This window comes from Polaromonas aquatica (assembly GCF_042659145.1).
In the GTDB taxonomy this organism is placed as follows: domain Bacteria; phylum Pseudomonadota; class Gammaproteobacteria; order Burkholderiales; family Burkholderiaceae_C; genus Polaromonas; species Polaromonas aquatica.
Genome location: NZ_JBHSRS010000084.1, coordinates 1074858 through 1096598 on the forward strand (window position 1 = coordinate 1074858; position 21741 = coordinate 1096598).

The 21741-nt window shown below is 61.3% G+C and carries 21 protein-coding genes; 3 read left to right on the plus strand and 18 right to left on the minus strand.

All coding sequences use genetic code 11. The features are described from left to right. Positions 1–98 precede the first annotated feature (98 nt). The 18 genes from ACFQND_RS26345 to ACFQND_RS26430 all read right to left on the minus strand — a co-directional run bounded on the left by ACFQND_RS26345 (position 99) and on the right by ACFQND_RS26430 (position 18334). Positions 99–653, minus strand: coding sequence for a thermonuclease family protein (locus ACFQND_RS26345; RefSeq protein WP_371434960.1), 555 nt, complete (start codon positions 651–653; stop codon positions 99–101). Between the two features lie 53 nt (positions 654–706). Further along, a complete protein-coding gene (locus tag ACFQND_RS26350; RefSeq protein ID WP_371434959.1) occupies positions 707–1540 on the minus strand; it encodes a DUF429 domain-containing protein in 834 nt (277 codons plus the stop codon). 15 nt (positions 1541–1555) lie between these two features. Further along, on the minus strand, positions 1556–2437 hold the full coding sequence (locus ACFQND_RS26355) for a DMT family transporter (protein ID WP_371434958.1): 882 nt from the start codon (positions 2435–2437) through the stop codon (positions 1556–1558). 64 nt (positions 2438–2501) lie between these two features. Then, complete coding sequence (locus ACFQND_RS26360; RefSeq protein WP_371434957.1) at positions 2502–2927, minus strand: BLUF domain-containing protein; 426 nt, start codon at positions 2925–2927, stop codon at positions 2502–2504. 9 nt (positions 2928–2936) lie between these two features. Next, positions 2937–3665: a GTP cyclohydrolase I gene (folE, locus tag ACFQND_RS26365; protein WP_371434956.1), complete on the minus strand. Its 729-nt coding sequence runs from the start codon at positions 3663–3665 to the stop codon at positions 2937–2939. A gap of 161 nt (positions 3666–3826) precedes the next feature. Further along, positions 3827–5059 (minus strand): cardiolipin synthase ClsB, encoded by a 1233-nt coding sequence (clsB, locus tag ACFQND_RS26370; protein WP_377415119.1) that lies wholly within the window; start codon positions 5057–5059, stop codon positions 3827–3829. 15 nt (positions 5060–5074) lie between these two features. Then, positions 5075–5521 (minus strand): dihydroneopterin triphosphate diphosphatase, encoded by a 447-nt coding sequence (nudB, locus tag ACFQND_RS26375; RefSeq protein ID WP_371434954.1) that lies wholly within the window; start codon positions 5519–5521, stop codon positions 5075–5077. 16 nt (positions 5522–5537) lie between these two features. Beyond that, positions 5538–6050 (minus strand): DUF1697 domain-containing protein, encoded by a 513-nt coding sequence (locus ACFQND_RS26380; RefSeq protein ID WP_371434953.1) that lies wholly within the window; start codon positions 6048–6050, stop codon positions 5538–5540. Between the two features lie 82 nt (positions 6051–6132). Beyond that, positions 6133–7938 (minus strand): aspartate--tRNA ligase, encoded by a 1806-nt coding sequence (aspS, locus tag ACFQND_RS26385; RefSeq protein WP_371434952.1) that lies wholly within the window; start codon positions 7936–7938, stop codon positions 6133–6135. Between the two features lie 55 nt (positions 7939–7993). Further along, the gene (locus tag ACFQND_RS26390) at positions 7994–8623 is read right to left on the minus strand and encodes a DUF502 domain-containing protein (RefSeq protein ID WP_371434951.1); all 630 of its coding nucleotides are present in this window, start codon (positions 8621–8623) and stop codon (positions 7994–7996) included. Next, on the minus strand, positions 8623–8994 hold the full coding sequence (locus tag ACFQND_RS26395) for an FmdB family zinc ribbon protein (protein ID WP_371434950.1): 372 nt from the start codon (positions 8992–8994) through the stop codon (positions 8623–8625). The genes ACFQND_RS26390 and ACFQND_RS26395 overlap by 1 nt, the downstream gene beginning before the upstream one ends. 111 nt (positions 8995–9105) lie before the next feature. Continuing rightward, a complete protein-coding gene (gene ubiB / locus ACFQND_RS26400) occupies positions 9106–10659 on the minus strand; it encodes a ubiquinone biosynthesis regulatory protein kinase UbiB (RefSeq protein WP_371434949.1) in 1554 nt (517 codons plus the stop codon). Continuing rightward, on the minus strand, positions 10656–11234 hold the full coding sequence (locus tag ACFQND_RS26405; RefSeq protein ID WP_371434948.1) for a hypothetical protein: 579 nt from the start codon (positions 11232–11234) through the stop codon (positions 10656–10658). The genes ubiB and ACFQND_RS26405 overlap by 4 nt, the downstream gene beginning before the upstream one ends. Before the next feature lie 253 nt (positions 11235–11487). Beyond that, a complete protein-coding gene (locus tag ACFQND_RS26410) occupies positions 11488–12474 on the minus strand; it encodes a Tim44 domain-containing protein (RefSeq protein ID WP_371434947.1) in 987 nt (328 codons plus the stop codon). A 52-nt stretch (positions 12475–12526) separates the two neighbouring features. Next, positions 12527–13258 (minus strand): bifunctional demethylmenaquinone methyltransferase/2-methoxy-6-polyprenyl-1,4-benzoquinol methylase UbiE, encoded by a 732-nt coding sequence (ubiE, locus tag ACFQND_RS26415; protein ID WP_371434946.1) that lies wholly within the window; start codon positions 13256–13258, stop codon positions 12527–12529. Between the two features lie 147 nt (positions 13259–13405). Beyond that, the gene (locus ACFQND_RS26420; RefSeq protein WP_371434945.1) at positions 13406–13819 is read right to left on the minus strand and encodes a gamma-butyrobetaine hydroxylase-like domain-containing protein; all 414 of its coding nucleotides are present in this window, start codon (positions 13817–13819) and stop codon (positions 13406–13408) included. A gap of 40 nt (positions 13820–13859) precedes the next feature. Beyond that, positions 13860–14375, minus strand: a complete 516-nt coding sequence (locus ACFQND_RS26425; protein WP_371434944.1) for an HIT family protein — start codon at positions 14373–14375, stop codon at positions 13860–13862. A 2-nt stretch (positions 14376–14377) separates the two neighbouring features. Continuing rightward, positions 14378–18334 carry a DUF3683 domain-containing protein gene (locus ACFQND_RS26430; protein ID WP_371434943.1) on the minus strand — a complete coding sequence of 1319 codons (3957 nt, stop codon included), beginning with the start codon at positions 18332–18334 and terminating at the stop codon, positions 14378–14380. Between the two features lie 232 nt (positions 18335–18566). On the opposite strand from ACFQND_RS26430, the gene ugpB reads away from it, so the two are divergent. From ugpB to ugpE, 3 genes are all read left to right on the plus strand, one after another. After that, positions 18567–19910, plus strand: a complete 1344-nt coding sequence (ugpB, locus tag ACFQND_RS26435) for a sn-glycerol-3-phosphate ABC transporter substrate-binding protein UgpB (protein ID WP_371434942.1) — start codon at positions 18567–18569, stop codon at positions 19908–19910. Positions 19911–20002: 92 nt separating this feature from the next. Further along, on the plus strand, positions 20003–20884 hold the full coding sequence (gene ugpA, locus ACFQND_RS26440) for a sn-glycerol-3-phosphate ABC transporter permease UgpA (RefSeq protein WP_371434941.1): 882 nt from the start codon (positions 20003–20005) through the stop codon (positions 20882–20884). Then, positions 20884–21735 carry a sn-glycerol-3-phosphate ABC transporter permease UgpE gene (gene ugpE / locus ACFQND_RS26445; RefSeq protein WP_371434940.1) on the plus strand — a complete coding sequence of 284 codons (852 nt, stop codon included), beginning with the start codon at positions 20884–20886 and terminating at the stop codon, positions 21733–21735. Before ugpA ends, ugpE begins: the two co-directional genes overlap by 1 nt. The last annotated feature ends 6 nt before the right edge of the window (positions 21736–21741 follow it).

Consider the following 21741-nt stretch of genomic DNA (forward strand, 5'->3'; position numbering starts at 1 on the left):
ACCGTCAGGCCACGACAGCCAGTGATTTCAATTTAAGGCAGGGACACAAAACATGCGATCAGTGGAGACCGCTTTTCCTGTAGGACAAGGCTCGCTTGTCAGGTCCCTGAATGGCAGTTTCCGTGGCGTTTTCGGAAGTCGCGCGGGTTTTCCGCTGCGCCCAGGGCAAACAGCCCGCGCCGGGCTGCCATTGCCTGCGATTGCTCGGCGGCGTATGGCCCGGGGTTTCTGCGGTAGCTGTAAGACCATGCATGGCCATGGCTGACCATCCAACGGCCGATGTCCTGGCCCTGCCAGCTTACGGTTGCCAGTACCCGGCCATAGTCATCACGCCTTTGATATGAGATGCTGACTGTTTGCCCGAGTACCCGCTGCCTGAGCGCCTCACGCGCACCGCGCCCGCCCGGCTGGCAGATTTCAGGCGCATCAATGCCCATGATGCGGACTTTCAGGGGCTTGCCTCCGGCAGGCGTCCGTACCCAGAACGTGTCGCCATCCACCACACGGGTCACCACGCCTGACTGGTGTTGCTGGGCAGGCCGGGCGCCGGCCAGGCCATGAAACGACAGCAGCAGCACAAGCAGTAGCGCAAGCCGATGGAAAACCTTCAGGCGCCACGCCGCAAACGCTATCAATTCAATAGCTGATTGCACGCACCTCTCTTTGGCCTGAAGCATTTTTCGTTTCAAAAATCATGCCCCCCGCATCAGGCGGTAATGATCCAGCCTTCCAGCGGGTCCACGTCGGCGGGCAGGCCATAACAGCTTACGCCCTGAGCATGCCTTTCTTGCGCCCACGCTGCCTGCATCAGGCACAAAACGGCATCCAGGCTGTCGCCGCTGGCGTCGTCCACCAACCGGTCTCGCTGCGCATGGGTGAGCTTGAGCCGCAGCTTGAGGCGGGTCTGGCCATGCTCCAGCGCGGTGATCAGGTCCTTGCGGGCAATCAGGCGCTCTGGCGTCTGTTTGGCCTTGTCGTCGCTTTTATAGGAACGCTGGCCCAGAATCTCGCGCGCCAGCAAACCGGGATAGCCTTCCAGCGCGACACGTGTGTGGTCACCTTCATGCAGCCCCGGCAGGTACACGCCGGCGGCCAGCAGGCGCGGCACGCCCGCATGCAGCATGTAGGCCACCGGTGGATTGACCCATTTCATGGACGGACTGGCACCGGCCGGCCCGTCCGTGGCACGGTGCGCAAATTTGCCGCCCACGGGCCGTGCATCGCAGAATGCGGCAAAGGTACTGCGGATATCAGCGCGGCTCAGGCCCGCGTAATGCGCCATCAACGCCGGCCAGCCGCCGGGCCAGCCCAAGTGCAAAACCAGCTCGCGCGGCAGGCCAAAGGGAAAGTCGAATGCACCGATCCAGCCGGCGGGCTGCTGCAGCCACGCTTCAAAACCGTCGAGTGAATCGACCTGCTGCAATTTTGATAGCTGGACGCGCCCGCCACTGCTGGACCCGAGGGCTAAAACAATCGGTTTTTTGCGTGTGGGCGCGCTCGAAAAATCACAGCCGAGCAGCAGGCCCACGCCCTCGCTCATGGAAACCTCGCCAGGTCAGCCAAGGGCCAGTCCCATCACGCCCGCAGCGATGCAGACCGCACCGAACAAACGCTGCACACGATCACCCTCGCCCAGCAGGTGCCCGCCTATCAGCGCGGCAAACAGCATGGAAACTTCACGCGCGGGCGCCACGTGCGACAACGGTGCTTCCTGCATGGCGTACAGTACCAGCACATAAGACACCGGGCTGATGGCGCCGACCAGCAGTGCGTATTTCCATTGCTTGCGCCACAGCGCAAGACCCTCGGCCCTGTCGCGCAGGAACGACGGCGCCAGCAGCGCAATACGTACAAAGTTGCCGAGGTAGTCCAGCAATATGGGTGACATCAGCAAGAACTTCACCGCGTAACCGTCAACCACCGTGTAGCTGGCAATAAAGGCCCCGGTGAGCAGGCCGTACAGCATGCCCTTGTGCACGCGCTTGCGCTGCGCGGGGTCATGCGCTGCGCGCAGCAGGCCCGGGCCGCCGGCAATCAGGAACACGCCAACCACCACACCCGCAATGCCGGCCAGGCCCAGCGCGGAGATCTGCTCGCCAAGCAAGACAATGGCCACCAGAGACGACAGCAAGGGCCCAGAGCCGCGCGCCAGCGGGTACACCACCGTCAGGTCGGCCTTGCGATAACCACGCAGCAGGACCACGTAATACAGCACATGCAGCACGCCGCTGACAACGATAAAAGCCCATTCGCGCCAGCCCCAGCCGGGCACCACACCCCAGGCAGCCCACAGGCCCACCGGTGCCCAGACCAGCATCATGGTCATGCTGGTGAAGAAGGCGAAGCGCGAGTCGCCGCCGGCTTTTTTGGCTGCGATGTTCCAGCTGGCGTGGATCAGTCCGGCAAGAACAACAAGGGCAAGGGCGGAAAAAGGCATGGGAAGAGAAACAGGCGGCGCATCAGTGCGCAAGGCACTGATGCAGGAATGCGGCGGGACAGGATCAGGTGCGGCCGCAGATGGAGGCTGTGGCCATCAGGTCTTCCAGCAACGCGAGCGATACCTTGCCCGAGACGGCGTAGGGATCAAGCTCCGGCTTTTCCGAGTACTTCAGCAAAATTGATGCATTGATCTTGCTGACATTGACCTGGCCCATGGACCAGCCGGAAAAACGGCGCTCGCTGATTTCCTCGTAATGCAACAGCACCACGTCCTTGTGGCGCGGGTCCCGCTGGATATGGCCGTACAGGTCGCTGACCTGCTCGCGCCCGCCCTCCAGCGCCTGCAGGAACACGCCGTCGCCGTAGCAAAGAATGCCGGTGATGCCCAGTGTCTGGTTGTGGCTGCGCGACTGCGCAAGGATGGCGTCGGTGATATCGCTGGAAGTGGGATTGGCCGAGCGGCTGGCGTAAAGAAGGCGTACCAACATGATGTGTCCTTAGTTACTGCTCTTTTTCGGGATCAGGGATAAAAATTCACGGCGCAGGTTGGGGTCTTTCAGGAAAACGCCGCGCATGACGGAATTGATCATCTTGCTGTCCAGGTCCTTGACGCCGCGCCAGCCCATGCAATAGTGCGAGGCCTCCATGACGATGGCCAGGCCGTCCGGGGAGGTTTTCTCCTGGATCAGGTCGGCCAGTTGCACCACAGCCTCTTCCTGGATTTGCGGCCGGCCCATGATCCATTCGGCCAGGCGTGCGTATTTCGACAAGCCAATGACATTGGTGTGTTCATTCGGCATAACGCCTATCCAGAGCTTGCCGATCACCGGGCAGAGGTGGTGCGAACAGGCGCTGCGCACGGTGATGGGGCCGACGATCATCAGTTCATTCAGATGCTCGGCGTTGGGGAATTCGGTGATGCTGGGTCCTTCCACATAACGGCCCTTGAAGGCCTCGTGCAGGTACATCTTGGCTACGCGGCGTGCGGTGTTGTGGGTGTTGTGGTCACGCTCGGTGTCTATCACCATGCTGTCGAGCACGCCCTGCATCTTGCCGGCCACCTCGTCGAGCAGTTTTTCCAGCTCGCCGGGCTCAATGAACTGCGCGATGTTGTCGTTGGCGTTGAAGCGCTTGCGCGCGGCGACCAGACGCTCGCGGATTTTGACGGACACGGGTGTGCCTTCGTCAGTCGTGCCCTGTGAAGGTGTGTCGGATTTCATAAGCATCCCTTGATATTACCAGTCTGACCCCAAAACAGGCTTCCCCCGGGTTTTCAAAGGGATTTATGGCCCCGGCCGCCCGTATATAAGCACGACCAGCTATCACTTTAATAGCAAATGCAGCGATGCCATGCAACATCCCGCCACGAACGCAGATACCCGCACCGTCAATAGCGCTTGCCCGCCACAAAAATCGCCAGGCGCATCAGGGCATAGGCCAGCTGGTCCAGGACACGCTGGCGCAAGGGGCGATGGCTGTAGGCCGACGGATCAAGGCGGCGGCCATGGCCGTCAATGGCGGCGCACAGGGCCTCCCGCAGTTCACCGGCAAACACCTTGTCTTCGACCACCACATTGGCTTCGCGTGCCAGCAGCAGGCTGAGCGGATCAAGGTTTGACGAGCCGACCGTGGCCCAGTGCCCGTCGATCACGGCAACCTTGGCATGCAGAAAGCTGGCTTCGTATTCATGGATTTCGATGCCGGCCTTGAGCAGCGCGCCATAAACGGGGCGCGCTGCATGGTACTGCATGAAATACTCGTACTTGCCCTGCAGCAGCAAGGTCACCCGCACGCCGCGCCGGGCCGCCCGGATCAGCGCGCGACGCAGCTTTCCGCCCGGCACAAAATAGGCATTGGCAATCAGTATCTCCTGGTGCGCCTTGCCTATGGCCCTGCGGTAGGCCTTTTCAATGCTGTTGCGGTTACGCAGGTTGTCACGCAAGACCAGCGCGGCCTTGGTGCCCGGCGTGGTCACTGCATGCCCTGCGCCCGCAGGTCCGGCCAGCCTGGCCGCACTGGTGCGCCCGCCATAACCGGCCGCCCTGAACTTCTCCCAGGCTGTGCCCAGGTGGCTCTGGCGCGCACTGTAGCCCGCCTGCACACGCCACCACAGCAAGGCCGCGGCATCCGCCGCTTCCACGGCCAGCGGTCCCGTCACGGCAACCGCAAAATCAAAACGCGGGGCCTGCAGCTCACCGTAATAAGGGTCATAAAAATCATCCAGCACGTTGATGCCGCCGCAAAAAACAATGCGCTGGTCAATCACACACAGCTTTCTGTGCAGCCTGCGCCAGCGGTTCGGCATCAGCAAACCCAGGCCACCCAAACCTGTGCCAAGGGGCGAGTACACACACCACTGTATGCCGGCATCGGTGATTTTTTGCTGCCATTCGGGCGCCAGGGCTTCAGAGCCAATGCCATCGACAAGGACCTGCACCGTCACGCCGCGGCCGGCCGCACGCAGCAGGGCTTCGGCCACACCGGTGCCAGTCCCGTGCACATCAAAAATATAGGTTTCAAACTGCACCCAGGCCACCGCCTCGTCAATCGCCTCGATGAGCGCCGGAAAGTAAGCCCGCCCGCCCTGCAGCAAGCGCAGGCCCGGGGACTTTTGAAACATGTTCATGCGCCCAGTTTAGGCAATGAACTTCGGCAGCATCAAAAGCGCCTCGGCATTGGAAGGCGAGAAACACAGGTCCGCGGCCTCCAGGCAAGGCAACCACTGCCAGGCCGTGTGCTCGCGCGGGCTCAGCCGGACGCTTGTGCCCTGCGGCACGCACAGGCTGAAAACATGCTCGGTGTTGTGCGTCACGCCAGGCGCATAACGCCGGCGCCAGGCTGGGTAGATTTCATAAATATTGGAAACAGCCCAGTCCACAAACTGGCCGGCATCGGCAGTGATGCCGGTTTCTTCCATGACCTCCCGCATGGCTGTTTGCAGCAGGGGTTCATCCGGTGTGTCCCGGGAGCCTGTCACGCTCTGCCAGAAACCGGGGTTGTCGGTGCGCTCGATCAGCAACACCTCCAGTTGTGGCGTGTGAATGACAACCAGGACCGACTCGGGGATCTTGAAAGCGTTCAAGGCATCCCCATGCGATTCAAAGCGCTTCCGCCATGTCAACCAGCCGGGCCACGGTGTTCATGTTGCGTGCCGTTCCCGCTTCGGCAGCACGGATCTTCAGCCTGGACGAGGCCATGCCCTCGCCATAGTGGACGTAAAACTCCCTGCGCCCCAGGGCTATCTCTTCCCCGTTCTGCCCGGTGATGGCCGCCAGCGCATTGGCGGGCGGTGTGGCATCCAGAAAAATGGCCATGACCCGGTTGGGTTTTGCCGCCGGAAACGGGTTGGCCGCCAGGACGGCGGCCATTTCAGCGGACGTCCGCACCAGCACTCCGACCGGCTTGCCGCAATGGGCCTGGAGGCCGGCTTCCAGCAGGGCCTTTACCTGGGCCGCCGAACGCCCGCTGTGAAAAACAACATTGCCGCTGGCGATGTAGGTGCGGACCTTTTCAAATCCGGCGTCCTCGCACAGGGCCTTGAGATCACTCATCAGGAGTTTTCCCGTCCCGCCGACATTGACGGCGCGCAACAGGGCTATGAAAGTGCTCATGCGGAAAAATTGTACCCAGACCGCAACGGGACCCGCCGCCAGCCGACTGCCCGGGGGCAGCGCTGAAACGGCGCCGCTGCCGTCAGGCAGGTTGCGGATTGCGCAGGCGGATATGCAGTTCGCGCAATTGCTTTTCGTCCACCGGGCCTGGCGCGTGCGTGAGCAAATCCTGCGCGCGCTGGGTTTTCGGGAAGGCGATCACATCACGAATCGACTCGGCGCCCGTCATCATGGTCACGATGCGGTCCAGGCCGAAAGCCAGGCCTCCGTGCGGTGGGGCGCCGTACTGCAGGGCTTCGAGCAGGAAGCCGAACTTTTCCTGCGCTTCTTCGGGACTGATCTTGAGCGCGTTGAACACCTTGCTCTGCACTTCTGCGCGGTGGATACGGACGGAGCCGCCGCCGAGCTCCCAGCCGTTGAGCACCATGTCATAAGCCTTGGCAATGCACTTGCCCGGGTCGGTGTCCATCCAGTCTTCATGGCCGTCCTTGGGCGCGGTGAAGGGATGGTGCACGGCGCTCCAGCGCTGGCCGCCTTCATCAAACTCGAACATCGGGAAGTCCACCACCCAGAGTGGTTTCCAGCCAGTGGTGAAGAGGCCGGTCTTTTTGCCAAAGGCGCTGTGGCCGACTTTCAGGCGCAGTGCGCCAATGCTGTCGTTGACGATCCTGGACTTGTCGGCACCGAAGAAAATAATGTCGCCATCAGCGGCGCCCGTGCGCTTGAGGATTTCGGCAATCGCGGCGTCATGGATGTTCTTGACGATGGGGCTTTGCAGGCCTTCACGGCCCTTGCTCACGTCGTTGACCTTGATCCAGGCCAGGCCCTTGGCACCGTAAATCTTGACGAACTCGGTGTAGCCGTCGATCTCGCCGCGGCTCATCTCGGAACCGCCCGGCACACGCAGGGCAACCACGCGGCCGCCGGGTGTGGTGGCCGGTGCGCTGAACACCTTGAAGTCCACATCCGCCATGATGTCTGTCAGTTCCGTGAACTCAAGGTTCACGCGCAGGTCGGGTTTGTCCGAGCCGAAGCGGTGCATGGCATCGCTGTAGGCCATGACGGGGAACTCGCCCAGGTCGGTGTTCAGCACCGTCTTGAAGATGTTGCTGATCATGCCCTGGAACATGTCGCGGATATCCTGCTCGCCCATGAAGGAGGTCTCGATATCGATCTGCGTGAATTCGGGCTGGCGGTCGGCGCGCAAGTCCTCGTCGCGAAAGCACTTGGTGATCTGGTAATAACGGTCAAAACCCGCCACCATCAACAACTGCTTGAACAGCTGCGGGCTCTGCGGCAGCGCAAAGAACATGCCTTCGTTGACGCGGCTGGGCACCAGGTAGTCGCGCGCGCCTTCGGGCGTGCTTTTGGTCAGCATGGGGGTTTCAATGTCGATGAAACCGTTGGCGTCCAGGAACTTGCGGGTTTCCATGGCCACGCGGTAACGCAGCATCAGGTTGTTCTGCATGTAGGGGCGGCGCAGGTCCAGCACCCGGTGTGTCAGGCGCGTGGTCTCCGACAGGTTGTCGTCGTCGAGCTGGAACGGCGGCGTCACGCTGGGGTTGAGCACCGTCATCTCGTGGCACAGGACCTCGATCTTGCCGCTTTTCAGGCTGTCGTTGGTCGTGCCTTCAGGCCGCGCGCGGACCACGCCCTTGACCTGGATGCAGAACTCGTTGCGCACGCCTTCGGCGGTTTTGAACATGTCGGCACGGTCCGGGTCGCACACCACCTGCACGTAACCTTCGCGGTCGCGCAGGTCCACAAAAATCACGCCGCCATGGTCGCGCCTGCGGTTGACCCAGCCGCACAGGCTGACGGTTTGGCCCATCAGGGCCTCGGTCACCAGACCGCAATAGTTTGAACGCATTTGGGAAGCCATGGACATAATAAATTCGCTTGTAAATCCGGTTGTACGGCGGGGCAGCGCGGTGCGCTGCAGGTTATCGGAGTTTGTTGTTTTTGGCGTTGGCGGCGCTGCCGGGCACCACAACGCCCATGGAAATCACATAAGTCAGTGCCTCGTCCACACTCATCTTCAGTTCCACGCAGTCTTCACGCCTGAGCATCACAAAATAGCCGCCCGTGGGGTTGGGCGTGGTCGGTACGTAAACGCTGAGGTAATCCCCCGGCAGGTGGTTGGCCACATCGCCACCGGGCGTGCCGGTCTGGAAACCGATGGTCCAGACGCCTTCGCGCGGCCACTGCACCAGCAGGGCCTTGCGAAAGGCATTGCCGTTCTCGGAAAAAAGGGTGTCGGATACCTGCTTGACGCTGGAGTAGATCGACCGGACGATGGGGATGCGGTTGAGCAGCAGGTCCCACCAGCTCACCAGTTTTTTGCCCAGGAAGTTGCTGGCAATGGCGCCTATCAGCAACACGATGAAAAGGGCCAGCAACACGCCGAAGCCGGGGATGTGAAAACCGATCAGCTTGTCGGGGTGCCAGGAGCCGGGAAGAATCAGCAGCGTCTGGTCCAGCGTGGCGACAACCCAGTCCAGCACCCACACCGTGATGCCCAGGGGCACCAACACCAGCAGGCCGGCCAGCAACCATTTGCGGATGGCCGCCATCAGCTGCTGCCCTTGCCGGCCGAAGACGTGCTGCTTGCGGGTGCGGGCGATGACGCGGCAGCTGGTGCCGCCGCGGCTGGCGTAGCAGTCGCCGGCGGGCTTGATGTTGCCGAGGCTGCCGAATCACCCGATTTGGCGCCTCCGGCATCCGCACCCTGGCCGGACGGGGCCGGGGCCCCGGTTGAGGAACCGCCACGAAAATCGGTGACGTACCAGCCCGAGCCCTTGAGCTGGAAGCCCGCGGCAGTGACCTGCTTTTTAAAGGCGGCTGCGCCGCATTGCGGGCAATCGGTCAGTGGGGCATCCGACATTTTTTGCAAAACGTCCTTGGTATGCCCGCAGGACTCGCATTTATAGGCGTAGATTGGCATAGTGCTAGAGTTTTTCGGGGTGTAGGCTTCCCGGGCATGCGCCGGGATGCAAAGCCTTCAATTATAGGCGTTGCCCGGATAAACAAGCCGGGAGCCGGGGCCGGCAGCGCCCTAGAAAACCCGGACCCTGAGCAGCATCTGCATGGCGATCAGCCCCAGTACAAAGCCCAAACCGCCATAAATCAGGCTTTGCAACAGCTTGTTGGTGCGTTTTTGCTCGACCAGCAGCTCAAGCAGCTCACGGTTGTTCGAACCATGCCTGTCCTTCAGGTACTGGGACAGCAGGCGCGGCAAGCCCGGCAACAGCTTGGCATACGCCGGTGCCTCGGCCTTGAGCTGGGCCAGCAGTTTTTCGGGGCCGACCTGCTCCAGCATCCATTTTTCAAGGAATGGCTTGGCCGTGCTCCACAAATCGAGGTCGGGGTCCAGTTCGCGGCCCAGGCCTTCGATGTTCAGCAGGGTTTTTTGTAACAGGACCAGTTGGGGCTGGATTTCGACCTGGAAACGGCGTGAGGTCTGGAACAGGCGCATCAGCACCATGCCCAGCGATATTTCCTTGAGCGGCCGGTCAAAATACGGCTCGCAGCAGGCGCGGATCGCGGCTTCCAGCTCGTCAACGCGGGTGCTGGGCGGCACCCAGCCGGACTCGATGTGCAGCTCGGCCACACGTTTGTAGTCACGCTGGAAGAATGCGCTGAAATTCTGCGCCAGGTATTCCTTGTCGCTTTCGGTCAGCGTGCCGACGATGCCGAAATCCAGCGAGATGTAGCGTCCGAAAGTTGCCGGTTCGAGGCTGACCTGGATGTTGCCGGGATGCATGTCTGCATGGAAAAACCCGTCGCGAAATACCTGGGTAAAAAAGATCGTGACGCCGTCACGCGCCAGTTTTTTCATGTCCACGCCGGCATCCAGCAGGCGCTGGATCTGGCCGATGGGCGTGCCGTACATGCGCTGCATCACCATGACATCGGGCATGCAATAGTCCCAGACCATCTCGGGAATCATGACCAGGTCCAAACCCTGCATGTTGCGGCGCAACTGGGCGGCGTTGGCGGCTTCGCGCAGCAGGTCCAGCTCGTCATGCAGGTATTTGTCGAATTCACCCACCACCTCGCGCGGTTTCAGGCGCTTGCCGTCGGCCGAGGCGCCTTCGACCCATCCGGCCATCATGCGCATCAGGGCCAGGTCTTTTTCAATCGCCGGCAGCATGTTGGGGCGCAGCACCTTGACAGCGACTTCACGTCCATTGGGCAGGGTTGCAAAGTGAACCTGGGCGATGGAAGCGCTGGCCACCGGCGTGGACTCAAAGGTGGCAAAAATTTGCGCCAATGGCCGGCCAAAGGCCTTTTCGATGATGGCGATGGCCACGGCGGAATCAAAGGGCGGCACACGGTCCTGAAGCTTGGCCAGTTCGTTGGCGATATCCGTAGGCAGCAAATCGCGGCGTGTGGACATGACCTGCCCGAATTTGACGAATATCGGCCCCAGCCTCTCCAGTGCCTCACGCAGGCGCTCGCCGCGCGGCGCTTTCAGGTTCCGGCCGACGGACACGATGCGGGTCAGCATCCTTATCCACGGTTTTTCAAAGCTGGAGAGCACCAGCTCATCCAGACCGAAACGCAGCACGGTCCAGGTAATGAATATCCCCCTGAAAACCCGACTCATGTAGCAGCCTTGCCGGCATCAGGTGCGGGCGTCACGGCAGGCACCGTAGAAGCAGCAGCAGGCGCACCCGGGCGCATCGCCAGGAACTGTTTCAGGCCCTCAAGCAATCGCCGGCCCGCATCCGCCAGCGCATGCGCGGGAATGTCGCCCAGCACGCGGGACAGATCTTCCTCCACATCCCAGCGCAGGTTTTCGGCCAGCCAGCCGAGTTCGGCGGCCAGTTGCACATCGCCCTCGATCTTGACCGGCGGCGGCTTGCCGGCCAGCACCGACTGCGCCACCGTGATCGGTGAATCGGCAGCAACGGCCACCAGCAGGTCCGGCTTGGCAGAAGGCGAAGCACGGTCAAAAAGGCCGGCGGGCGTGATCAGGAGGTCTATGGCAAACACGCCCCAGCGAACATGGAGCACATTGCCTTTTTTTCGTGCGAGGCGGTCCTGGGCTTCTTTTTCCTGCATGAGGACATGGTTCAGGAAAAGCACCAACCGCTGCTGGCCCTCATCCACCACCCAGGCGGGCGGCTGAAGTCGGCTGGCAATGGATTGCAGAAAAGAAAAAGGGGACGTGTTATTCATACGTCCCCGATTTTGACAGCAATATGAGCCCCCACGTTCGCTCGCTGCGTGTAGCTCTCTGCCCCCCCGAGGGGGCGGCGCCTGCGGTCTGGCAAAGCCAGTCCCGCGGCCCCTGCTGGCTTGGGACTGGGTGCGGCGACTGGCGATAGGGTTTCTCAACCAAGCATGAGCCGTGGAACCGGCTTTGCCGGGCCACAGGCGGGCGGCCCCTGAAAGGGGCGAACGGGCTACACGAAGTGAGCCTGGACGGGGGTTATTGGAGAGCCTGAACGCCTGCCACCAGCCAGCCGCTGCCGCCATTCCTGGGCTTGGTCATGTTCCAGACTTCGCGGAAAGGACTTGGGCCGGCCGAGGCGTCCTCCCGGATCATGCCGGAGAACTCCACGCTGGCCATGTACACGTCGTTGAGTTCCTCGATGCCCAGCAGTTGCGCATTGAGCATCACCACGTCGGTCTTGTTGGTGCCGTCGCCGGTGTGCGACTCGCGGTCTGCAAGCTGTACCTTGATCTGCTCCAGCATCTCGTCGGTCATCATGGCCCGCAGGTTGTGGATGTCCGAACGGTCCCAGGCATCCTGCAGCGTCAGGAAGTTGGTCTTGCAGGCCTTCAGGAAACCCTCGGCATCAAAGCCGGCAGGCACACCCCAGGATTGCGAACCCATCAGCCCGGAACCGATCATGGACCCCGAAGCTGCAGCCGCGCCTTCCTTGCTGGCGTCAAAAGCCATGTTGTTGCGCTCCCATGGCCGGGCGGAAGCGTCGTTTCCAACGTTCTGGGGGCTGTAGTCTTTTGGCGTTGTGGCATTGCCCGCGCCCTGGAAGGCATAAGGCGTCTGCGCCTGCCCGCCGCCCTGGCCCTTCAGCTTGCGCATCACGAAGCCGATCACCACCATGACAACCAGCGCCAGCAGGGCGAACATGATGATCTGGCCAAAAGCACCGCCAAGGCCCAGCGATGAAGCCAGCCAGGCCAGGCCAAGGCCGGCGGCCAGGCCGCCCAGCATGGCGCCCCACGGTTTTTTCGGTGCGGCTGCCGCAGGCGCTGCGCCCGGAGCAGCCGGCGTGGCTGGTTTGGCCACAGAGTTGGTGGCGCCGCCTGGCGTCGCTTCACGCTGCGTCACATTCGACGACTGCTTGCCGATGGACTTGCCACCGCCCATGCGCCTGGCCTCGGCATCCGCCGCGGTGAGCGTCAACGTGAGCGCCAGCATGGCGGAAAGAACGATGGACCACATTTTCATAACGTCTCCTTGAACAATTTTTCTCTGATCAACTGCTGCTGAACAGCAATGCCTAACACTTGATTCCAACATGCAAGGCGGCAACTCCGCCCGTCATGTTGTGATAGTCCACATGGCCAAAACCACCTTTGAGCATCATGGCTTTAAGTTCCTGCTGGTCCGGGTGCATGCGAATCGACTCGGCCAGGTACTGGTAACTTGCGTCGTCATTGGCCACCAGCTTGCCTATCCTGGGCAGGACCTTGAATGAATACCAGTCGTAAACTTTTTCCAGCGGCTTGGCCACCTTGGAAAACTCCAGCACCAGCAGCTTGCCGCCGGGCTTGAGCACGCGGTTCATTTCACGCAGGGCGTCTTCCTTGTGCGTCATGTTGCGCAAACCGAAGGCCACGGTGACAAGGTCAAAGTGGGCATCCGGAAAAGGCAGGTGCTCGGCATCACAGACCAGCGTCGGCAGGCTGACACCAGCATCGAGCAAACGGTTGCGCCCTTCGCGCAACATGGCTTCATTGATGTCGGTGTGCACCACACGCCCGCTGGCGCCGACCTTGGGCGCAAACGCCAGCGCCAGGTCGCCTGTGCCGCCGGCAATGTCCAGCACCTGCTGGCCTTCCTTGACGTTGGCCACCAGCACGGTGTAAGCCTTCCAGGCGCGGTGCAGGCCCATGGACATCAGGTCGTTCATGACATCGTATTTGGGCGCCACGGAATCGAACACGCCGCGCACGCGACGTGCCTTGTCCTGCTCATCGACCGACTGAAAACCAAAATGGGTTGTTGACATAAGTGAATGCTAGAGGCCAAAGCCCCGATTGATCGCGACAACCCTGCGGGGATTCAGGGCATTAGCGTGGTTTTATGCTGGAAAAACAACAGTAGCCCCGAGTCGGGGCTGCACGGCCTGCCATTGGCGGCCCGCCGTTTGCCTGCCTCAGTGATTGCCGCAGGCGTGGCCACCTGCGGCCACCATGGGATCGTCACGATTCGCACCCGCAGCCTGCAGCTTGCGCGTGTAGTCGTCCCAGAGCCGGTCCTGCTCCGAGCCCAGGTGGTAGAGGTAGTCCCAGGAAAAAATGCCGCTCTCGTGGCCGTCGGAAAAAACCGGCTTCACGGCGTAATTGCCGATGGGCTCCAGCTCGACCACATTGACCTCGCGTTTGCCGGTTTGCAGCACCTCCTGCCCCGGGCCGTGACCCTGGACTTCTGCCGAGGGCGAATACACACGCATCAACTCAAACGGAATACGGAATTGCGCGCCGTCCGAGAAAGCGATTTCGAGAACGCGCGACTGGCTGTGAACCGTCAGCGCCGTCGGCGTCGGTGAGTCAGCGTGAAGACCTGCCATGGTGGGATTTACTTTCTGGTATTGGACACGTCAGGGCACATCATTGCGCCATTTTTTCGGCGATCAGCCGGTTGACATCCAGGCACTTTGATGCGATCTGCGCCAGCTTTTCGGTGTCGTCCGGGCGCTGCCGCGCTGCCCAGACCGCACCCGGAAAATGGCTGTCCCAGTCAAAACGTGCAATCACATGCCAGTGCAGATGCGGCACCGCATTACCCAGCGCGGCCAGGTTGACCTTGGTGGGTTGCAGTTGTGCACGCAACACCTGCTCCACCAGCACCACGGCATCCATGCAGGACGCGCGCTCTGCGGGCGTCAGGTCGGAAAACTCCGCCACATGCTGCGTCCACACGACCCGGTAAAAAGCCGGGAAACCGGCTTCGCTGGCCTGGATGATGCGCAGTTGTTCATTGCGAAAAACCAGCAGCCCGCCGTCGGTCTCGCACAGGGGGCAGCCGCCGGCCCGTGCTTCGAACGCCGCGCCGGGCCGCCCCAAGCAAGCGAGCGCCCCCTCGGGGGGCAGCGCAGTACACGCAGTGACAAGCGTGGGGGCCATAGTTAAACCAGCACCCGCTCAATGCCGCCGTGGTTGGCTGCGTCCACATACGCCGGCAGCCACTCCTTGCCGAGTATCTGGTTGGCCATTTCGACCACGATGTAATCAGCTTCCAGCAAACCGTTTTTCATGTCGTCGCCGTAACGCGACAGGCCTTGCAGGCAGCTTGGGCAGCTGGTCAGGATCTTGACGTTTTCCTTTTCACCCAGGGCGCCCGATGCACGCAACTCGGCTTCGCCTTTTTGCAGCTCTTCTTCCTTGCGGAAACGGATCTGCGTGGAGATATCCGGACGGGTCACGCCCAGAGTGCCCGATTCACCGCAGCAGCGCTCGTTTTTCAGGACGTTGTCGCCCAGCAGCGCCTTGACCGTCTTCATCGGCTCCTGCAGCTTCATGGGGCTGTGGCAGGGATCGTGGTAGAGGTAACCGGCGCCGGGCTGGTCGGTGCGCAGGGTGATGCCTTTTTCCAGCAGGTATTCGTGGATGTCGATGATGCGGCAACCCGGGAATATCTTGTCAAACTCATAACCCTGCAACTGGTCGTAGCAGGTGCCGCAACTCACCACCACGGTCTTGATGTCCAGGTAGTTAAGCGTGTTGGCCACGCGGTGGAACAGCACCCGGTTGTCGGTGATGATTTTTTCGGCCTTGTCGAACTGCCCGCTGCCCTTTTGCGGATAGCCGCAGCACAGGTACCCCGGCGGCAGCACGGTCTGTACACCCGCGTGCCAGAGCATGGCCTGGGTTGCCAGGCCGACCTGTGAAAACAGCCGCTCGGAACCGCAACCTGGGAAATAAAACACCGCCTCGGTTTCCGCCGTGGTGTTTTTCGGGTTGCGGATGATGGGCACGTAGTCCTTGTCTTCAATGTCCAGCAGGGCACGCGCGGTTTTCTTGGGCAGGCCGCCCGGCATCTTCTTGTTGATGAAGTGGATTACCTGTTCCTTGACCGGTGCCTTGCCGACCGTGGCCGGCGGATGCGCGGTCTGCTTTTTGGTCAGCTTGCGCAACACGTCATTGGCCAGGCGTTGGGCCTTGAAGCCGACGTCGACCATGGCGCCGCGCATGAACTTGATGGTCTGCGGGTTGGTGGCGTTCAGGAAGAACATGGCGGCCGCATTGCCGGGCCGGAAGGATTTCTGGCCCATCTTGCGCAACAGGTTGCGCATGTTCATGGACACATCGCCAAAGTCGATATCGACAGGGCAAGGCGTCAGGCACTTGTGGCACACCGTGCAATGGTCGGCCACGTCCTCGAACTCTTCCCAGTGCTTGATGCTGATGCCGCGCCGGGTCTGCTCTTCATAGAGGAAAGCCTCGACCAGCAGCGAAGTCGCCAGGATCTTGTTGCGCGGGCTGTACAGCAGGTTGGCGCGCGGCACGTGGGTGGCGCACACCGGTTTGCATTTGCCGCAGCGCAGGCAGTCTTTCACGCTGTCGGCAATCGCGCCTATGTCGGACTGCTGCATGATCAGCGACTCGTGGCCCATCAGGCCGAAGCTGGGCGTGTAGGCATTGGTCAAATCGGAAAAAAGCGCCGACAGGGAGCCATTTTCAGAAGCCTTTTGGGCCTCCAGCCCAGCAGGAATGGGCGCAACCAGCTCCTGATTTCGTAGCAATTTGCCTTTGTTGAAGCGCCCTTCCGGATCGACCCTGGCCTTGTAGTCGGCAAACGGCTGGAGCTCCGCGTCGCTCAAGAACTCCATCTTGGTGATGCCTATGCCGTGCTCGCCGGAGATCACGCCGTCCAGCGAACGCGCCAGCACCATGATGCGGGCCACGGCCTCATGCGCGGTCTGCAGCATCTCGTAGTCGTCGCTGTTGACCGGCAGGTTGGTGTGCACATTGCCGTCACCGGCATGCATGTGCAGCGCAGCCCAGACGCGGCCCTTGAGCACACGTTTGTGGATGGCCGTGCACTCTTCCTGGATGGGCAGGAACGCCCCACCCGTAAAGATGGCCTGCAGCGGCGTGCGCAGCTGCGTTTTCCAGCTGGCGCGCAATGTATGGTTTTGCAGTTGCGGGAACAGCGTTTCCACATCCGCCAGCCAGCCGGCCCACAGGGTGCGCACGTCGGCAACCAGTGCCAGCGCCTGGCCCACGCGGTCTTCCAGCAGCTCTGCCGATGGAATGTCGTTGGCATCGTCCGATTTACCCAAAGGCAGGTTGCCCTTGCGGAAAAAAGCGTCCAGCTCGTCGCACAGCCTGATCTTGTTGCGCAGGCTGAGCTCGATGTTGATGCGCTCAATGCCGTCGGTGTACTCGGCCATGCGCGGCAACGGGATCACCACGTCTTCATTGATCTTGAAGGCATTGGTGTGGCGTGAAATGGCCGCCGTGCGCTTGCGGTCCAGCCAGAATTTCTTGCGCGCGTCGGGGCTGATGGCAATAAATCCTTCGCCGGCACGCGAGTTGGCAATCCGTACCACTTCAGAAGTCGCACGCGCCACAGCGTCGGCATCGTCGCCGGCAATATCACCGAACAGCACCATCTTCGGCAGGCCGCCGCGTTTGGACTTGGTGGCGTAACCCACGGCGCGCAGGTAGCGGTCGTCCAGGTGCTCCAGCCCGGCCAGCAGCACGGGCGAACCCGCGGCCTGGCTGCGCTTTTGCTCGGCAAACATGAAGTCCTTGATCTCCACGATGCTGGGCACGGCGTCCTTGGCATTGCCGAAAAACTCCAGGCACACGGTGCGTGTGTGCACCGGCATGCGGTGCACGATCCAGCGCGCGCTGGTGATCAGGCCGTCGCAACCCTCTTTTTGTATGCCGGGCAAACCGCTCAGGAATTTGTCGGTAACGTCCTTGCCCAGGCCTTCCTTGCGAAAGCTTTTGCCTGGAATGTCCAGGCGCTCGGTACGCACCGGTGTCTTGCCGTCGGCTTCAAAATATTTAAGCTCAAAGCTCGCCATCTCGGCATCGTGGATTTTGCCGAGGTTGTGGTCCATGCGCGTGACTTCCAGCCACTGCGAATCCGGCGTCACCATGCGCCAGGAGGCCAGGTTGTCCAGCGCCGTGCCCCAGAGCACGGCCTTTTTGCCACCGGCATTCATGGCGATGTTGCCGCCTATGCAGGAGGCCTCGGCCGAGGTCGGGTCCACCGCAAACACAAAACCGCCGCGCTCGGCCGCATCGGCCACACGCTGCGTAACCACACCGGCTTCGGTCCAGATGGTTGCGACAGGCTTGTCCATGCCCGGCAGGCTGACCATTTCGACTTCGGTCATGGCCTCGAGTTTTTCGGTGTTGATGACCGCCGACTTCCAGGTCAGGGGAATCGCGCCGCCGGTATAGCCGGTGCCGCCGCCGCGCGGGACAATCGTCAGGCCCAGCTCGATACAGCCCTTGACCAGGCCGGCCATTTCAACTTCGGTGTCCGGCGTCAGCACCACGAACGGGTATTCGACGCGCCAGTCGGTCGCGTCGGTCACGTGCGATACGCGCGACAGGCCGTCAAACTTGATGTTGTCCTTGAGCGTCAGCTTGCGCAGCTTGCGTTCGGTCTGGCGGCGCAGGTCGGCCATCTCCTCAAACGAGCTGGAAAAACGGCTCACCGCGCCCCGGGCGGCGTCCATCAACTCACCGACGATGGCGTCGCGCTGGCTGTCGGCTTCGGGTGTGCGGCGTTTTTCAACCTCGCCCAGCCGGTGCTGCAGGGCCTCGACCAGCAGCTTGCGGCGCTTGGGGTTGTCCAGCAGGTCGTCCTGCAGGTAGGGGTTGCGCTGGACCACCCAGACGTCGCCCAGCACCTCATACAACATACGGGCGGAGCGGCCGGTGCGGCGTTCGTCACGCAGGCGGTTCAGCAGGTCCCAGGCGCGGGAGCCCAGCAGCCGGATAACGACCTCGCGGTCGGAAAACGACGTGTAGTTATAGGGAATTTCGCGAATGCGTGCTTCGGTCTGCTTTGCGTCGTCGGCAAAAGCATCGAGTTCTTGGAGGGTGGTAGGGGCGTTCATCGTGAAAAATCGGCGGCTATCTGCGGCAATTTACGGCTCATAGCCGTGTTCCAGATCCGCGTCTGGCTCTGTACCCGATATTAACGCAGCCCAACTTGCAGGCCGATCCACAGGGCCATGGCCCCCATGGAAACCCCGCTTGTTAAAAATGCCCCAAATCGCTTAAATCGCGCTGTCACAGACAGTTTCTAGACTGGCTGGTCCAAACAACGTGTCCGAATCTGGAGCATCCATGCACATCCCATTTCCCGCCTTCCAGCCCTCATTGCGCAGGTTTTCGGCCCTGGCGCTGGCCGCCGGCACGCTTTTGGCGCCCCTGGCCAGCCAGGCCCAGACGGAAGTCCAGTGGTGGCATTCCATGGTGGCCGTCAACGGCGAATGGGTCAACGACCTGGCCAGGGACTTCAATGCCAGCCAGAAGGAATACAAGGTCATCCCGACCTTCAAGGGCAGCTACGACGAGTCCATGACGGCCGCGATTGCCGCCTTTCGTGCCGGCAATGCGCCGCACATCCTGCAGGTGTTTGAAGTCGGTACCGCCACCATGATGGCCAGCAAGGGCGCCATCGTGCCTGTCGCGCAGATCATGAAAGACGCCGGTTACAAATTTGACCCGACGGCTTATGTATCCGCCGTTGCCGGTTACTACACCGCGCCGAATGGCCAGATGCTGAGTTTTCCCTTCAACAGCTCGACCACCATTTTTTATTACAACAAGGATGCCTTCAAGGCCGCCGGCCTGCCCACCGACAAGGCGCCCACGACCTGGCCTGAAGTTGCCCTGGCCGCCGCCAAGCTGAAAGCCGCCGGCCACAAATGCCCTTTCACCACCGCCTGGCAGGGCTGGACCCAGCTGGAGAGCTTTTCATCCTGGCACAACGTCGAGTTCGCCTCCAGATCCAACGGCCTGGCCGGCATGGATGCGCGCATGAAGATCGACTCACCGCTGCACCAGCGGCATATCGAAAACCTGGCGAATATGGCCAAGCAGGGCCTGTTTGTCTACAAGGGCCGCGGCAATGTGCCCGAGGCGAGCTTTGTCTCCGGCGAATGCGCCATGATCAACACCTCCTCGGGCTTTTACGGCAACGTCGCCAAAAACGCCAAATTTGCCTATGGCCTGGCCCCCCTGCCCTACTACCCCGACGTGCCCGGCGCACCGCAAAACACCGTGATAGGCGGTGCCAGCCTATGGGTCATGTCGGGTAAAAAACCGGCCGAATACAAGGGCGTGGCAGCGTTTTTCAACTACATCTCCAGTCCAGAAGTGCAGTCCGCCAGCCACAAACGCACCGGCTACCTGCCCGTGACCACGGCGGCCTACCAGCTCACCGAAAAATCCGGCTTCTACAAACAGAACCCCGGCACCGATGTGGCTGTGACCCAGATGATCCGCAAGGTCACCGACAAGAGCCGCGGCATACGCCTGGGCAACTATGTGCAGGTGCGCGCCATCGAAGACGAAGAGCTCGAACAGGTCTGGAGCGGTAAAAAGACTGCCAAGGAAGCCCTCGACGCCATCGTCAAACGCGGCAACGAGCAGCTTGAGCGCTTCCAGAAAGCCAACAAGGGCTGAAATACTGAAAACCTGCTTTTTCAAGCCCTTCTGGCCGCTGGCCCAGGTACATAGCGCGCAACCAGCTACTATTTTTATAGCAAACGGATTTCATGGAAAAACGCGTCTTATTCCGCTCGACCTGGCTGCCCTGGCTGCTGCTGGCGCCGCAGGTCATCGTGATCAGCGTGTTTTTCTTCTGGCCGGCGGCGCAGGCGCTGTTGCAATCCTTCCAGGTACAGGACGCTTTCGGCACTTCCACCGAGTGGGTGGGTTTTGCCAACTTCAGGACACTGTTTAACGACGCAGGTTACCTCGCCTCCTTCAAGACCACGGCCATTTTTTCCATCCTGGTCGCGGTGCTGGGCATTGGCCTGTCGCTGGTGCTGGCGGTGTTTGCAGACCGCATCATCAAGGGTGCGCTGTTTTACAAAACCCTGCTGGTCGTGCCTTATGCCGTGGCACCCGCCGTGGCCGGTGTGTTGTGGGTGTTCATGTTTTCCCCCTCGCTGGGCGTGGTGGCTTATGCGCTGGGCCAGATCGGCATCAACTGGAACCACCTGCTTGATTCAGGCCATGCCATGACACTGATCGTCATGGCAGCGGTGTGGAAGCAGATTTCGTACAACTTCCTGTTCTTCCTGGCCGGCCTGCAGTCGATCCCGAAATCGCTGATCGAGGCTGCCGCCATTGACGGTGCCCGGCCCTGGCGGCGCTTCTGGACCATACAGTTCCCGCTGCTGTCACCAACCACTTTTTTCCTGCTGGTGATCAATATGGTGTATGCCTTTTTTGACACCTTCGCGATTGTTGACGCCACCACACACGGCGGCCCTGGGCAGGACACCTCCATACTCGTTTACAAGGTGTATTACGACGGCTTCAAGGCCATGGACCTGGGCGGCTCGGCTGCGCAATCCGTGGTGTTGATGGTCATCGTCATCGCATTGACGGTATTGCAGTTCCGCTATGTTGAGAAAAAGGTGAATTACTGATGGTCGAGCGCCGCGCTACCCTCGGCATCCTCGCCCACGCCGTGATGATCCTCGGCGTGCTGATCGTCGCCTTTCCGCTGTACCTCGCCTTTGTGGCATCCACCCACACCGCGCAGGAAATTGTTCAAACGCCCATGCCACTGCTGCCGGGCAGCCACTTCTGGGAAACCTGGAAGGCTGCGCTTTTTGGCAACAACAGCGGCCAGGGCTCCACCGCGCCGGTCGCCCGCATGATGTGGGTCAGCCTGGTGACGGCGCTGGTCATCACCTTCGGCAAGATCGCCATTTCGCTGCTGTCAGCTTTTGCGATTGTTTACTTTCGCTTCCCGTTCAAGAACTTCTTTTTCTGGGCGATTTTTGTCACGCTGATGCTGCCGGTTGAAGTGCGCATTGGCCCGACCTACAAGGTGGTTTCGGATCTGGGCATGCTCAATACCTATGCAGGCCTGACGGTGCCGCTGATTGCCTCGGCCACCGCGACGTTTTTGTTCCGGCAGTTTTTCCTGACCGTGCCCGATGAGCTGGTCGAGGCCGCGCGCATGGACGGCGCCGGACCCATGCGATTTTTCTGGGACATCCTGCTGCCGCTGTCCAAAACATCGATGGCCGCGCTGTTTGTGATCCAGTTCATCTACGGCTGGAACCAGTACCTCTGGCCGCTGCTGGCGACCACCAGCGAGGACATGTACCCGGTGGTCATAGGCATCAAACGCATGATCGCCGGCGGCGACTCGCAGAACGAATGGAATGTGGTGATGGCCACCGCCATTCTGGCCATGCTGCCGCCGGCTTTTGTCGTGGTGCTGATGCAGAAGTGGTTCGTCAAGGGCCTGGTCGATACGGAAAAATAAAAAGAT